15 protein-coding genes are annotated in these 15,500 nt (G+C 30.8%); 2 read left to right on the forward strand and 13 right to left on the reverse strand.

The features are described 5' to 3' along the window. The 11 genes from B0A80_RS20450 to B0A80_RS20500 form a co-directional block, all read right to left on the reverse strand. Nucleotides 1-367, reverse strand: a 367-nt coding sequence (locus B0A80_RS20450; RefSeq protein WP_165769308.1) for a glycosyltransferase family 4 protein, incomplete at its 3' end; no start/stop codon positions are given. Further along, nucleotides 357-971: an O-antigen ligase family protein gene (locus B0A80_RS20910; RefSeq protein ID WP_165769309.1), complete on the reverse strand. Its 615-nt coding sequence runs from the start codon at nucleotides 969-971 to the stop codon at nucleotides 357-359. The genes B0A80_RS20910 and B0A80_RS20450, both read right to left, overlap by 11 nt. 588 nt (nucleotides 972-1,559) lie before the next feature. Continuing rightward, on the reverse strand, nucleotides 1,560-2,828 hold the full coding sequence (locus B0A80_RS20460; protein WP_089078488.1) for an O-antigen ligase family protein: 1,269 nt from the start codon (nucleotides 2,826-2,828) through the stop codon (nucleotides 1,560-1,562). A 4-nt stretch (nucleotides 2,829-2,832) separates the two neighbouring features. Continuing rightward, nucleotides 2,833-3,864: a glycosyltransferase family protein gene (locus tag B0A80_RS20465; protein WP_089078489.1), complete on the reverse strand. Its 1,032-nt coding sequence runs from the start codon at nucleotides 3,862-3,864 to the stop codon at nucleotides 2,833-2,835. Nucleotides 3,865-3,881: 17 nt separating this feature from the next. Continuing rightward, nucleotides 3,882-4,535: a class I SAM-dependent methyltransferase gene (locus B0A80_RS20470; protein WP_089078490.1), complete on the reverse strand. Its 654-nt coding sequence runs from the start codon at nucleotides 4,533-4,535 to the stop codon at nucleotides 3,882-3,884. A gap of 4 nt (nucleotides 4,536-4,539) precedes the next feature. Further along, the gene (locus tag B0A80_RS20475; RefSeq protein WP_089078491.1) at nucleotides 4,540-5,793 is read right to left on the reverse strand and encodes an oligosaccharide flippase family protein; all 1,254 of its coding nucleotides are present in this window, start codon (nucleotides 5,791-5,793) and stop codon (nucleotides 4,540-4,542) included. Between the two features lie 49 nt (nucleotides 5,794-5,842). Continuing rightward, nucleotides 5,843-6,373: a hypothetical protein gene (locus B0A80_RS20480; RefSeq protein ID WP_089078492.1), complete on the reverse strand. Its 531-nt coding sequence runs from the start codon at nucleotides 6,371-6,373 to the stop codon at nucleotides 5,843-5,845. 29 nt (nucleotides 6,374-6,402) lie between these two features. Further along, nucleotides 6,403-7,395, reverse strand: a complete 993-nt coding sequence (locus tag B0A80_RS20485) for a hypothetical protein (protein WP_089078493.1) — start codon at nucleotides 7,393-7,395, stop codon at nucleotides 6,403-6,405. Between the two features lie 9 nt (nucleotides 7,396-7,404). After that, nucleotides 7,405-9,084, reverse strand: coding sequence for a DUF6909 family protein (locus B0A80_RS20490; RefSeq protein ID WP_089078494.1), 1,680 nt, complete (start codon nucleotides 9,082-9,084; stop codon nucleotides 7,405-7,407). A gap of 127 nt (nucleotides 9,085-9,211) precedes the next feature. Continuing rightward, nucleotides 9,212-10,696 (reverse strand): GH3 auxin-responsive promoter family protein, encoded by a 1,485-nt coding sequence (locus B0A80_RS20495; RefSeq protein ID WP_089078495.1) that lies wholly within the window; start codon nucleotides 10,694-10,696, stop codon nucleotides 9,212-9,214. Between the two features lie 11 nt (nucleotides 10,697-10,707). Continuing rightward, nucleotides 10,708-11,208 carry a hypothetical protein gene (locus tag B0A80_RS20500; protein WP_017498755.1) on the reverse strand — a complete coding sequence of 167 codons (501 nt, stop codon included), beginning with the start codon at nucleotides 11,206-11,208 and terminating at the stop codon, nucleotides 10,708-10,710. Nucleotides 11,209-11,420: 212 nt separating this feature from the next. Here B0A80_RS20500 and B0A80_RS20505 point away from each other — a divergent pair, with 212 nt between their 5' ends. Next, nucleotides 11,421-11,603, forward strand: a complete 183-nt coding sequence (locus B0A80_RS20505) for a Sec-independent protein translocase subunit TatA/TatB (protein WP_017498756.1) — start codon at nucleotides 11,421-11,423, stop codon at nucleotides 11,601-11,603. A 235-nt stretch (nucleotides 11,604-11,838) separates the two neighbouring features. On the opposite strand, the gene B0A80_RS20510 is transcribed toward B0A80_RS20505, so the two are convergent. Then, the gene (locus B0A80_RS20510; protein ID WP_089078496.1) at nucleotides 11,839-13,962 is read right to left on the reverse strand and encodes a Tex family protein; all 2,124 of its coding nucleotides are present in this window, start codon (nucleotides 13,960-13,962) and stop codon (nucleotides 11,839-11,841) included. A 116-nt stretch (nucleotides 13,963-14,078) separates the two neighbouring features. On the opposite strand from B0A80_RS20510, the gene B0A80_RS20515 reads away from it, so the two are divergent. Then, nucleotides 14,079-14,348, forward strand: a complete 270-nt coding sequence (locus B0A80_RS20515; protein WP_089078497.1) for a DUF1294 domain-containing protein — start codon at nucleotides 14,079-14,081, stop codon at nucleotides 14,346-14,348. A 154-nt stretch (nucleotides 14,349-14,502) separates the two neighbouring features. On the opposite strand, the gene rpiB is transcribed toward B0A80_RS20515, so the two are convergent. Next, the gene (rpiB, locus tag B0A80_RS20520) at nucleotides 14,503-14,934 is read right to left on the reverse strand and encodes a ribose 5-phosphate isomerase B (protein WP_089078498.1); all 432 of its coding nucleotides are present in this window, start codon (nucleotides 14,932-14,934) and stop codon (nucleotides 14,503-14,505) included. Nucleotides 14,935-15,500 lie beyond the last annotated feature (566 nt).

Genomic DNA, 15,500 nt, shown 5'->3' on the forward strand with positions numbered 1-15,500 from the left:
AAACAAGAGCAAACTTCCAATTAAACCAATTTTTATTCTCTTTTACCGCCATATCATGAATGACGATTAAATTTTTTTTAAATAGAATTGGAGCTGTATTACAAAAATTAATCAATAAGGAAACTTTGTTCCTAAATAAGAAAAAAGGTAATTCTACTTGTTCCCACAAATAACCCGAAAAAAAACCTGTCTTTACACAATTAAATGACTCTGCCGCAGGATTCAAGAAAGTTTTATTAGGGCAAACAAAAAGAATATCCTCTTTATAATGTTGCTGTAAATGTTTGCTTATTTCTGTAGCCACCCTTTGAACTCCTGTTCCTCTTTGAGTTAAAAAACGGCCATTGATTACAATTTTATTCTTCATCCTGAATTGTATTTTCGATTGGGAACACAAAAAGAAAACAGAACCAAATAAACAAATAAATTCCAAGTTGTCTGCTTAAAAGATTTTCAAATAAACTTTGGAATGAAAAAATCAATATGAAAAAAAAGGAATATGTATTTTTGTTTTTAATAAAATTCCAGAAATGAACACCAAAAATTCCTAAAAATAAAATTAGTCCCAATAAACCGTAACAAACAAAAAACCAAAGGTATTGATTATGGGTGTTGTACTGATAATTGTATTTTCCAATCCACCAATACGGACCACTTGATATTTCTTTTGAATTATAACATTCAATTAATTTTTTATCCACTTTCTCACTGCTAAAAGTTCCGATAAAATAATTAAACTCTTGTTCATCAATAATATTTTTTGCACAGGTCCATATTGCAATTCGAGGTTCTCCTTTTTCTATTGCAAGTCTTTGTATAGCATATTTATTCGTCAAAACAGTAACAACTAAAATGCATAAGAACCCTACAAAATAAGCTATCTTCCTTTCTTTTAAAAAAATAAAAAGACAAATTAGTACCGAAACCCCCATTGCAAGTCTTGCGGCAATAATGAACAAAGTAAAAATCATCAGGCCGATAAATAAATAGAGTATTCCTTTTTTTACTGTGGCCCTATCTAATAAAAACTTAACACAAAATATTGATAATAAACAATTTAAAGAAAAATAAGGTCTTTCTATTAAGAACTTATTCTCGACCAAAGCGGTAAAGTTTTCAAAACTTTTAGACGCTGAAAAAAAATGATACTGTAATACAATACAATTAATATAAAGTGTGTGTATCAATTGCAGAATTAAAAAGGAAAAAATAAAAAACTTTATCTCCTTTTCACTTATCCTTTTTACTAAAAACAATAATGGAATAAAAATAAAACCAAGTGACCGGATAATTAATTTTGACGAAAAATCATAATTCAAAAAGAAGGACAACAAGTACAATATATAGATTGATCCGAATAATAAGCTTAATAATTTAACCGCAAAATTATCTTTAAAATCTTTCGCCCCTGAAATATTCAATAGTAGCAAAAACAAAATAAATGGTGTCGCTAAAGAGATTTTAAAGACAAAAGCAAATGCTATAAAAAAGAAGCAGACTAACTCTATTTTATTTTTCTTAAAGACCTCCTGAATCATATGGCTTTTTTTTACAAAGGGTTAATTTATTGTTGCTGTCTGCTGGTTTAATTTATTTCGATGAATCGCAAAAGGTATCGCAAGAAAAACCCAAATAAAGAGCATTATAAACGACGGAAATGCATTAAAAGAAATTATAATACTGAATATACCAGCAACTATGGCATCTTCTTTTAAATAATAAGCTTTTGTTAAAATAAGAAATAAGAACAGCATAAACAATATTGCGGCAATTACACCATATTCAGACAAAACTTCTAAATATACATTGTTTGGTATAGCTCTTTCATTCTTTCGCTGTGCAAAATGATCAAAATAATCATTTCTATGCACAACAATCTTTTTATAATTGTTGTAATAATCATAATGAAGTCCATAATTAGCCGGCCCTACTCCGAAAAAAGGATTTTCTATTCCTGAATAAAAAGCAACATTTCCCGTAATAACCCTATCTACTTTTGAAAAATTATTCTGAGTAAGTGTTCTTGTTGAATCAAATAGTTTTTCATAAACATACTTTTGATAAAGATCGGTCTGAATAAACAGTAAAACTCCTATAACTGCAACTGGAATCACTTTAAGAAGTATATTTAGACTTAAAAGTCTTTTTCTATAAAAATAGAATATAAAAATGAATACTGAAATTATCGAAATGGTAGACATTGATACTATAACACTAAAGAGTAAAAACCACCCATGGGCTCTCTTTTCTAAATAAAAAGAAACTGATGCTGATAATAATAGAAATAATCCAAAATAATTACCCTCTTTAAAAGTACTACACCTTATAAAACCCTCCAATATTTGTGGATCGTCCATACCCGGGAGTGTAAAATAGGGTATATTAAGTTTTGATGATAAAAATAAATACCATCCAAAAATGGCTGAGATCATTGCTCCTAAAACCCATTTTTCTAAAATTCTAATATCTTTGGTGAATAGTCGAAATGATATGTAATAAGCTGCTAAACACAAGTAAAAATAACAAAGCCTGATAAAACTATCCCCAACTCTGTTGATCCTAAAAGGAATTAACTTTGGGGGATAGGAATAGTTCCAGAAAATATTTACAAAAAAGGATAATGTCACCAGAATTCCTAATAACAGAATAACGAGATTATTATTAAAAAACCAAATTGTATCTTTTGAGATAACCGTTTTATTGACATAAAATAGAATTAAAACGACAAGTGCTATTTCAGATATTTTAAGTGGGAAAAAGATATTCAAAGTTAGTGCCTGAGTAAAAGGCAGAAACACTAAAAAGACTTTTTTAATATCTATTTTCATTTTATTACGATAATTTTTTGCTTTTACTAAAAAGCAATTTTAAAATTTTTGGAATTACCTTAAAGTTTCTTTGCCAGATTCGGTTACCAATAGTCAAGGTTAAAATCGATAAATAAACAATTGTAAGATTTTTTCGATTATACTTTTTAGCATAAATAATCCGGCTATCCAATGAAATCAGATCTATAAATTCAGATTTCCGATTATTAAATTTTGATTTTGTACTATTTCCCTGTTTATGATAAACCCCAAAAACCGGCAGTATTTTTACACCGCCTCCTTTTTTCTTTGCTCTTGAAGCCCAATCTATTTCTTCATAAAACAAAAAATAATCTTCCGATAATAATCCAATTGATTCAAGATCATTACACTTTATTAGCATAGAGGCTCCAACAGGATAACTTACATTTTGAACTATTTTATCAAAGTTTAAAATGGCTTCATCAATCAAAACTCCTTCTCCAAGATGTGTTGTCAGACCTGTTCCGGAGTGGTAAAAACCTCCCAGTGATTGAACTTTGGATGGATTATCATATTCCAATAAAGCGGTCCCATATATATTTATTTTACCAGATATATCTTGTTTCTCAATTTCAGAAATAATATCGGTCAGTACATTTTTCTCTATTACTGTATCGTTGTTCAAAAGCCAAACATAGGAATCCATTTTTTTTTGGTCTAAAATATATTTTAGTGCCAAATTATTTCCTGCTGCAAAACCTTTATTTCGCTCTGCTTTTACCAAAAGTATCGTTTCCTGCTTCGTTTCTGATACTAAATCTTTTTCATCAATACTTAGAAAGGATAATGGCTTTTTTTCTAAAGGATGAGTGTGATTTTTAAAGAATTCGTGCTTAGGAATATGAGTTCCCTGAGCCCATAATTTTAGCTCTTCAAAATATTGTGATTTTTCGCTATTATCAATAACAATTACCTGATAATTAGTATACTTTAGCTTTAAAATACTTTCTAAGCACTCAATAGAATCTGCAGAACTATTGTAATTTAAAAGAACAATATATACTTTCTTATTCATTAACAATATTATTTCTTTTATTTTCGAATTACCTTAATCAAATACTGTGTACTTAAAAAAGGTTCAAAAACACCAAAAGTTAGTTTGTTTAAAGTTGATTTCATTGAAGAAATATGCTTTAAATTTGATTCTATTTTCTGAACTTCTAACTCTGGAAATAGTTTGATTAGGTTTAACATGTCTTTTTTACAAAAAAAACGAACATGTGTTTTATCAAAAATTCCCTCATTTGTGTATTCAAAAGTTCCTTTAACAAAGATTTTATAAAAAACTTCATAATTTCTAATGTTCGGTAAACTGATATAAAAATTTCCTCCCTTTTTTAAATGTGGAATTAATTTTTGAATTGTTCTTTGTGGTTCTATTAAATGTTCAAGAACATCTGCCAATATTATACTATCAAAAAAATCAGATTCAAACGAAAAATCATCATTTTCAACATTTCCAATAATAAAAGAATCAAATTTTTCTTTGTTGTGTGCAACATCTACTATATCAAATCCTATTATCTTTTTTGCAATGCCTTTGTTTTTTAATTCTAATAATGTCACACCGCTTCCTGCTCCAATTTCTAAAATTGTTAAATCCTTATCCATGCCAATAAAAGAAATAATATCTTTTCTGATTATTGAAAAATATTCCTTTTCTTTCTCTAAATAAGACTCTTGCATATTTTTATTTATTGATTTGAAATGTTCTTAAACTAATTTTATATTTTTTAAAACAAAGTAATATTATTAAAGTTGTGATTAAACCTTCTATAAAAAAAACGGAAATCAAACTTCCTTTTAATTTAAAAAACAAAGTCAACAAATAACCAGAAATCAACATCATTACAGAGCCGAAAGATAAAATTTTAGATAATACCTTTTGCTCATTTTTGTAAATTAAATATTGATAAAATGGAATATTTAGAGCCGTTATAATTGGTACTATTAAAAAACCTGAATAAAACCCCAAAAGATTGTTGATATCATCATTTATAACATAGTAATTCATACTAATTGTTCCGCCAATTAGTATCACTAAAACTCCTAAAACTAATAGCAATGTGTTAATACAGTTTATTTTTTTTAAAAATAAAATTCCCTCTTTCTTATTTTGACTATACCGCTCACAAAATTTAGGAAAACTAACATTAAAAAAGACAGATAAATAACTTCGAAAAACACTTAATATCATGTCTCCAATTTTATAAATTCCAGCATAATAATCCCCTAATAAATATTGAATTATTAAAATTGGACTTTGTACATATGTTGCTATTGAAAAATTAGAAACGAGTATAGCGTATTCATTTTTGAACTGCTTTTTAATCAAATCGCCTTTAACATCTAAAAGGGAAAGCTTATAAGATTTCCATATTTTTATAAAATAGAATAAATAAATAAACGTATTAGCTGCTCCTAATAGGAACAAAACAAAATAATAATCTTCTTTTTCACGAATTAAAATGTATACAAGTAATACATAAATTGCCTTTGAAAAGAAAATAAGTCTATTGATAATACCGAATTTCTCAAGTCCCTGATAAACCCATGTGATATTAAAAAATTGAGCAGATAAAAGTGTTAATGCTAATAAATATAGCTTTTGATTTATAGTACTAAAAATCAAACTAACAACTATTATTAAAAGAAGGAGTATGAAAAAAAAGATTAGTTTGATAGCAAAAGAAGTATTTAAATAGCTTTGAATTTTACTAAAATTATCTTTATTAATACTAATTTCTTTAACCCCCAGAATATTAGATCCAAAATCAATAAATAATCCCAACAAAGTAAAAACAGATAATGCTACGCCTATTTTACCCCAATGCTCAATACCACATACTGAAATAACTTTTGGAGCTACCAATAATGGTGCAATGAGGTTAATTAACTGACCTGAACCATACGTTAGATAATCTATAATTGTATTCTTTTTCATTCACTCTTAAATTAAACATATAAATACAACTAAATAACGTCCAAAAGATCTATTCTTTCTTTTGTCCCATCATCGCCAATTTATCTATAAATAATTCATTACCCGTCATAAATGGGTCATAGTTATCATTTAGAGTGCTTAACTTATAACCAAAATAATTAGGATCCCATGTTACGAATTCATTTGGTGTAAAGTAAAGAATATAGCCCTCTAAATCCCCATCAATTATTTCATCCTTATATTTTACACTAATATTTTTGATTGTTACATAGGATTGTGTTGGATTAAATCCTAAATCAACTCTAATGTTTTTTATTTTAATATTCTTTGGAAAATCTAACTCTATTTTCTGCATATCTTTGGATGCATAAATTGCTTGTGAAACAGAGTTTTCTTCACTCCATTCTTTTCCATCAAGTAAGTAAAAAACCTGCAATTTGTCATTTTTTTCAAAAACACCTTCTATAACTACGGAAAAATTATCCTTTGATGATGTTTGTTCTTCTTTTACAGCATCATTCTTACATGAATTCAAAGTAAAAAATAATATAAGAGCTCCTAATAGTAATTTTGCATTCATTTTTTTTAATTTTAATTTGAATTCAATTATTATGATTGGGTTAATTTCTGCTTTGCTAATTGTTTATTATAAAAGGTCTTAAAAAAGTTTATTAATCCAAATAAAATAATAAATAAAACTGGCAGTATAAATTTTAACTTTCCGAAGATGGATTTTGTGTTTTTTATATTTAGGGTTGAGTTAATGTCTTTAATTGTTTTATCAAAACTTATTAATTCCAGTCTATTTCTGCCCTGATCATTAATCAATTCCTTTTTCGTCTTTATAATATCATTTAATTGCGTATTCTCGTTGTAATATACTAATTTGTCGTTTTTAACCGTATTTTTTACTGTACCTGAAAACCCGTTTAAAACATCATTTATCTGACTAATAATAGTATCATTTTGAGCAATTTTCAGTTCAATATTTTTGAATTCTATTTTTTGAATTGAATTATAGTATTCCGAATTATTCAAATATTTTAATATCGGTTCTACAAATTCTTTTTCATCAATTAATTCATTAGAAATAAATGAAATCGAATGAAAAGTATAGTTTTTACTGGTAACGTTATCCAATAAGATTTTGTTAATGTCACCATCTTCGGCCATTAACTTTATAAGTTCAAAATTTTGTTCTTTATTTTCTACAAATCTAAAAACGTCAGATATGGGTTTAATTTCAATTTTTGAAATTACTCTCGGATTCGAAATTCCAACAATATTTTTTAAGAAAACAGTATCTCCGGAAGCAATCTTTGAATCAATTAAATCAATCTTTGTATATAAATAATCGACACTCCCAAAATTTGGTGCAACTATAATTTTATTATCATACGATTCTCTATTGGCATCAAAATACCAACCCGTCAAAAAACCTAACAAAATGAGTACTGCTACCAAAATCCAGTTTCGAACAAAAAACTGAATACCCCTAAAAATAGAAGTATTGATCCTCTGAAAAAAATGGTTGATTTTTTTTGAAATCTGCAACAAATCAATTTCCTGATCTTCTTGATTTTGGGGTACTCTTGTACTCATTTATAAGTTCTATTTTACGTTGAAAATCTGTTCTAAAATTTTAATGGTAATCAAATACGTTGGTTTTACACCTGTTGTACCTAATCCACCTGAAGCTAATGTGCTACCCGTTTCCAATGGATTATCTGATGCATAATAAGCATAACGAACCTTGATATCATGTGGTACACTTTTTCTGATTTTAGAGGCAGACTGAATCGCTTTCTGATAATAAGATCCTTCCATTTCAAGACCAATTACACCCCAGGTAGACTCATGGAAGAATTTCAACAAATCTCTGTTTTGCAACGATGTTCCTAAAACGGTAACCATAGCTCCTTCAAAAACAGCAATATCATTTCCTTCAAACATGGCTCCTGTTAATTCATTTTCAAAGAAATAATTATCAGCAGTTCCTTCATTTATGTGTGCAGTAGGAATCATAATATCTCCTTTTCCACCTTCCAGAATTCCGGCTTTACCCATTATCGAAACCGATTTTACGTTCAATAAAGTATCTTTTTTATACGGTTTCAAAAGTTCGTCAATCGTTTCATACGCCTGTTCTCCAAATGCATAATCCATTACAATAATAACTGGTTTTTCTTCTTCCAGTTTTGCTTTTGGAAAAGCCGTTTTTGCCCAGTCAATTTTAGCCGTATCAAAAATCTGAACATCGATATTCGTTCCGGAGCTATCCGGTAGCGAAATCATTCCATTTTTTAATGCCAGTTCTTCTACAACTCCTCTAATTTCTTTGGCACCTGATTTACTTAATTCTTCATAAATATAGAAATCTGACTTCTCCTTGAATTTTGTTTTCAACAACGGTGTTGCAAAAATTGAATTCATCACACTGTGCATATTTGCACTAATCACATGAATTGGACGTTTTAACAGATTGTTTGCCTTAAGAACTTCCTTAATGTTAGTTGCCCAGATTTCACCGTGAATATGGTGCCCTAAACGCTCTCTTAAAACCGGACTAAAGGTGATTGTACGTTTATTGTTGTCAATAACTTCTTCAATCGCCAGTTTTCCTAACCAGTAAATAACGTGAAGGAAACGATCAGGAGCATTCTCTGATCCAAAAGCGTCATAAATATCTAAAACTTCTTCAAAAGTTCTTGCCAGAATATTTGCAACATGCGAAATTGCTTTTTCTTTTTCTATTTGAGAAAGCTTCTTCGTCTGCAATACGGCTTGTTCTAATTTCAGCCAATCGCGGGAAACCTCACCTCCGTCATCTAATAAAACTCTGTTTTTAATTTTATGTGATTCGATGAAAATAAAAGTCAAATGCGTCAGAATATCATAAATGTCTGATCGCCCGCGAGTGATTTCAACATTCATTTGCTCCTCATCAATACGATAACAGTTTCTTCTTCTTTTTGGAGGAACAATGGGTTGAAAATGTGATTTAGAATATCCTTCGTCTGAAGTTAAATTAATGAAACGACATTGCTCGATTCCTATCGGAAGACGCTCTATTACGTATAAAAGACCATTAAGTTCTACTTTCTCTTCCCCTATATTTCCGTATATCTCCGGACGTAATGCTAGTAATGACTCACGTAAACTATCTCCTGAAACTCCCATTGGTTTATAAAAACCTCGGTTGAATAAGTGACGCATTGTAATGTACATTTTTTCTATAGCAGCAGACGATTCCTGCGCTCTTGATCTTGATATATGTTTGGTTTCTTTCATGCTATTCTATTTTAAAATCTTCTTCTTCAGAAGATGCAATTTGTATTTTTCAATCAACGAAAGTAGTAATTTAAAACTATAGTTTCATAAAACCCTAGTGTTACTAAACTGTTGTTTCATTATAATCTTACTTTAAATTATCGGCAATATCTCTATTATTTGATAATCTAGGAATTTTGTTCTGACCTCCTAATTTTCCTTGCGATTTCATGTATTCCTGAAATCCGTTTTTTGAAACTTTGCTTACCACAACTTTACGCAAAACATTTCCGGTTATCAAATCATCGTAGTAAATATTTTGCTTTCGCATCGAATTATCAATTGTTTCTGCAAAAACGTCCATATTTTCGGGTTCTGTTTCAAATTCAATCAGCCATTCATGATACGGTAATCCATTTGAAGGGTTTATTTGCGGGGCAACTGTAAACTCATTAATTACGACTTTGGTTCCTTGCGTGGCTTCTTTCATCGCATTTTCGACCTCGTTTGCAATCACATGTTCTCCAAAAGCTGAAATAAAGTGTTTGATTCGGCCCGAAACAATAACTTTGTGTGGAAATAAAGAAGTAAACTGTACTGTATCTCCAATATTATAACGCCAGAGCCCAGCATTTGTTGAAATAATCAAAGCATAGTTAACACCTGTCTCTACTTCTCCAATGGTCAGACTTTTTGGATTTGGTTCAAAAAATTCATCTGCTTTGATAAATTCGTAAAAAATTCCTGAGTTCAGCAACAGCAGCATCCCTTTTTCTTTTTGAGAATCCTGATACGCGAAAAAGCCTTCTGAAGCGGGAAACAGCTCGATACTGTCTACCTTTCTGCCCATCAAATTTTCAAACTTGGCACGATACGGCTCATAATTTACTCCTCCGTAAATAAACAATTGAAAGTTTTTAAACAAATCCGTGATTTTCTTACCGCCGCTTTTTTCCTGTAAACGCTCAAAATACATCTGAACCCATGACGGAATTCCCGAAATAATGGTCATATCCTGTTCAATCGTTTCCTCAACAATGGCGTCAATTTTAGTCTCCCAATCTTCAATACAATTGGTTTCCCAGGATGGCATTCGGTTTTTTTGAAGATATTTTGGTACAAAATGCGCTCCTATCCCAGATAATCGACCAAATTTAATTCCGTATTTCTCAATTAAAATGGGACTTCCCTGAAGGAAAATCATTTTCCCATCAACAAAATCAGCATTTCCGGTTTCATAAATATAATGCAGAATCGCATTTCTGGATGCTTCAATATGAAAAGGCATCGACTCTTTGGTAAGCGGAATGTATTTGGCTCCGGAAGTTGTACCGGAAGTTTTTGCAAAATAAAGCGGTTTTCCTTTCCAAAGAATGTTTTTTTCCCCCATCCTCACCTTATCGATGTAGGGCTTTAAATCTTCATAATCCCGAACAGGCACACGTTTTCTAAAATCATGAACTGTTTTTATTTTATCAAAATGATGATCTTTTCCAAACTGAGTTTCTTTGGCACTGTGTATTAAACTCTTAAATACAGCTTGTTGCGTTTCGACCGGTTTATTGGCCCAGGCCTTGGTTTGATAATATATGGTGCTGGCAAATAATTTTGCTGCTACTGACTTAATAGACATTGTTTGAGGTATTAATTCTTGTCACTTTTCTTTTTATTTCGGGATTTTTCACCCGACTCCTTCTCCATTTTGGCCACTTCTTCCCTTAATTTAATTTCTTCTTCCGAAGCTTTCATATCCACCTCCGAAGGCTCATCAGTTTCTGCTAAAATAGAATCTTTATTGAATTTTGCATATTCCAATTCTCCTCTTAAAACCTTCTGAATCCCGTTTATATAGGCCTCATTTTTCTTTAAAGCAGTTTCCAGTGAATCTGATTTTATAGCTAATTCTGTCGCGTTCTTTTTTAATTCAGAGGAAGAATACCCCGGAATAAACTCTCGCAAAGGGGTAAAAGCAATGATGAAAGTAGTAATTAAAATCAAAAAAATTCCACCCAAAGTAAACGTCACAAAAACGTTCATTAAATTAAGTTTGAACGAAAAAATTTCTTCAAAAGTATCCTCATTCAAAATCACCAATCGGTTCTTAATGAATAAACTTTTCCTGAAATTGAACTTTTTCCTGGTCATTTATGGTTATTTATTACGAGCAAATATAACAATTAATCGTCTTGTTGCTGCGGGACAAAAATGAACGAATACACTTATTTTACTATTTTATAAAATATTTAACGCTGTCACAAACAAATATTTTAATCTAAAAAGACTTCTTGTTCGTATATTTCTATATACCTTTGCTTAAAATTTAGAAAACAATTTGCTTCGGCATTAAATATACAATCATGGGAAGATTAGGTCTTACAGAAATCCTCGTAATAGTAGGTATTGTGATATTACTTTTTGGAGGTAAAAAAATTCCGGAATTAATGAAAGGTTTAGGAAGCGGAATTAAAGAATTCAAAAATGCCGCTAAGGATGATCAATCTGCTCCTGCTGCTAAAAAAGAAGAGGAAGAAACAAAATAATAACTTTCGAGTTGTTAGAAATCCCAAATTACAATTATATAAGATTGTAATTTGGGATTTTTTTATTTCCTGTTTTAAAACTATCCATGACTAATACCAAACTGGTAAAATTAGCCACAGATTCGAAAGATTTCCACAGATTTCTTTAGTAATTGCGTATAAAATCTGTATGAATCTGTAAAATCAGTGGCAAAAAAAATACTCTCGGTACGCATTCTGGAAGTCGTATTCTCTTTTATAGTATCATTGTCAGCTGAATTCTCTTTCTATCTTCATCAACCTCAGTAACCTTAACGTCAACATGCTGATGTAGTTTTACTACTTCGTTTACATCGCTGACAAATCCTGCTTTTAGCTGAGAAATGTGAACCAAGCCACTTTCTTTAATTCCAATATCAACAAAACAGCCAAAGTTGGTAATGTTATTTACAATTCCAGGTAAAATCATTCCGGTTTTCAAATCTTTAATCGATTTTACATTGGCATCAAACTCAAAAACCTTAGCCGACTTTCTCGGGTCTAATCCAGGCTTTTCAAGCTCTTTTATGATGTCTTTTAAAGTTAATAATCCAACTTGAGGAGTAATATAATTTTCGGCCTTAATAAGCGCTGTTTTCTCTTTATTAGCAATTAACTCATTTACCGAAAGTTTTAAATCTTTCGCCATTTTCTCCACAACCGGATACGCTTCCGGGTGTACTGCCGAATTATCCAGCGGATTTTTAGCATTTGTAATTCTAATAAAAGCAGCTCCCTGCTGATAAGCCTTATCTCCTAAACGAGGTACTTTTTTAAGCTGTTTTCTGTCCTCAAAAGGTCCGTTTTCAGAACGGTACTGAACAATATTTTCGGCCAGCTTCTCTCCTATTCCACTCACATAACTCAATAAATGTTTACTCGCCGTATTGATATTGATTCCAACCGAGTTCACACAACGAATTACCGTATTGTCTAATTCTTCTTTTAATTTCGTCTGATCCACATCATGTTGATATTGACCTACTCCAATTGCTTTTGGATCAATTTTTACCAATTCAGCCAAAGGATCTGAAAGTCGTCTTCCAATAGAAACCGATCCACGAACCGTAACATCATAATTTGGAAATTCCTCCCTCGCAATTTTTGATGCCGAATATACTGACGCTCCTGCTTCAGAAACAATAAAAACCTGTAACGGTTTGTCGAACGCGATTTTTTTGATGAAAAACTCCGTTTCACGTGATGCCGTTCCGTTTCCAATAGAAATAGCATCAATCTGATACGCATTTACCATAGAACGAATTTTTTTGATCGCCATAGTTTCCTCGTTTTGAGGCGCGTGAGGATAAATGGTTTCATTATACAACAGATCTCCTTTTTCGTCCAGGCAAACTACTTTACAGCCACTTCTAAATCCTGGATCGATTGCCAAAATACGTTTTTCACCCAAAGGCGGTGCCAATAACAGCTGTCCTAAATTGTTTGCAAAAACCTGGATTGAATTGGCATCCGCTTTTGCTTTTGCTTCCTGCAAAGTTTCATTTCCAATAGCAGGATTTAACAATCGCTTATAACTGTCTTCAATCGCTAACTGCAAATGAGCTGTTGTACTGTTTTGTTTTTTAATAATGATCTCATCAATAATGTCATAGGCTTCGTCCAGATCAACATCCACTTTCATTTTTACGAATCCCTCATTTTCAGCACGAAGCATTGCTAATAAACGATGTGAAGGCGCTTTTGTCAACGGTTCTTCCCACTCAAAATACTGACTGAACTTTTGAGCTCCTTCTTCCTCACTCTTCTTTTTTACAACTTTAGTTGCTATCACTGCTTTACGCTGATACAATCTTCGCAATTGTTTACGAACATAAATGTTTTCATTAATCCATTCCGCGATAATATCTCGTGCCCCCTGCATGGCAGCTTCTTCATTAATCACATTTTCATTAAGATATTGTGTCGAAATAAAATCAACATCAACATCATTCTCCGACATAATGATTTTTGCCAATGGCTCTAAACCAAATTCACGCGCAACATCAGCTTTTGTTTTCTTTTTCTTTTTAAAAGGCAAATAAAAATCTTCTATTTCCTGTAAATCAAAACTTTGCTCTATTTTCTGTTTCAGTTCCGGCGTAAGTGATTTTTGTTCTTCAATAGATTTCAAAACCGCTTCTTTGCGTTTTACAATCGTTTCATATTCCTTTTGAAGTTTCGCAATTTGCTCAATTTGAACTTCGTCCAGATTTCCGGTTGTATCTTTTCGGTAACGTGAAATAAACGGAACTGTACAATCTTCCTCTAGTAATTTTACTGTATTTTGAATGTTAATTGCTGCTGTTGAAACAGACTTGGCAATGAATTGAATATTAGTCATACTTTATAATGAAATAATTTCTGGATTAGAAAATGAGATAATCTGTCTTTCAAAATTGACATTAGATTAATCAATCACCCGGCTAAAATAATATCTTTGTTTTTAATTTTAAGCCGATGGAAGTTTTATTAACGTATTTTTTAATTGTAAATATCAGTGTTTTTGTTCTCGCAGGATATGATAAATATCAAGCCCGGAAAAACAAACAAAGAATTCCTGAAAACACCTTATTTTTTCTGGAGGCCATTGGCGGCACAATTGGATTGTTCTTAGCAATGTTATTCTTTAGACATAAAACGAGCAAATCTTCTTTTATTATAAAATTCTCATTTATTTTTTTTATTCAGATTGTATTGATTTATCTAAAAATGAAAGTCAAATTTTAAACAATTACATTGTTAATAACTACATAAATACCTTTTTATCAATTACTTAAAAGTAAAATTTTAGTTATTTAAACAACAAACCGGATGAATTTTAAAAATCCGCCCGGCTTATGTATTTAGTATTGGTGCGAAGCACCGAATTTTTTTTGACTTTTTACTGGCAAGCAATTTTATTCACTCTGTTTTGATGTCTTCCGCCTTCAAATTCCGTTGTTAAAAAGGTTTCAACAATTTCAACTGCTTGAGCAATAGAGGTAAAACGAGCCGGAATACTTACAATATTTGCATCGTTGTGTAAACGTGTTAAATAAGCAATTTCTTTAGTCCAGCATAAACCAGCTCTTACTTTTGGATGTTTGTTAGCCGTCATTGCAATTCCGTTTCCGCTACCGCAGATTACAATTCCAAAATCAGCTTTACCTTCAGATACATCATTTGCAACCGGGTGGCCAAAATCAGGATAATCAACAGAAGCCTCTGTATCAGTCCCATAATTGGTTACTTCATATCCTTTTGCCTGCAGCATTGCAACAATTGCTTTTTTATAATCCGGTCCTGCGTGGTCATTTCCTATCGAAATTTTCATTTTTTTTATACTATTAAGTTGTGTGGTACAAATTTACTCAATTAATAAATGTTTGCCACGAAATACATCAAATTTCACGAATTTCTTTTTTCTGCTCACTTATAAACATTCCATAAATTATCTCAATTATAACGGATGTACATTCGTAAAACCAGCCGCCAAAAACAAAATTTATAACTATCATACTATCAAATTCTTAACAGTTATCAACATTATTAACAACTCTGTAACTGTCTCATTACCAATAAAGAATAATCATAATATTTGTTAAAATTTTGAAGTGTTGATAGCGATTCGTAATTCGTTGATATTCAATTAACTTTAAGTTAACATTATTTGTTAATAAGTTAGAATAGAAAATAAGAAGTTTTTTTTGGTCGTGTCGAAAAAAAACCTAATCCAAAACGCAAATGAAATAACCTAATAAAGTTTCAGGAATTTTTGGAAAAGTTATCAATACCAAAAATGCCATTTTCAACAAATATCAACATATGAACTTATCTACAAATTGAATTCATTTTTGGTTGTCAACCGTTGTTAATTAAAATACAAAAACTCTTAGAAAT

Origin of the sequence: Flavobacterium tructae, from assembly GCF_002217475.1 — a bacterium.
Lineage (GTDB): Bacteria > Bacteroidota > Bacteroidia > Flavobacteriales > Flavobacteriaceae > Flavobacterium > Flavobacterium tructae.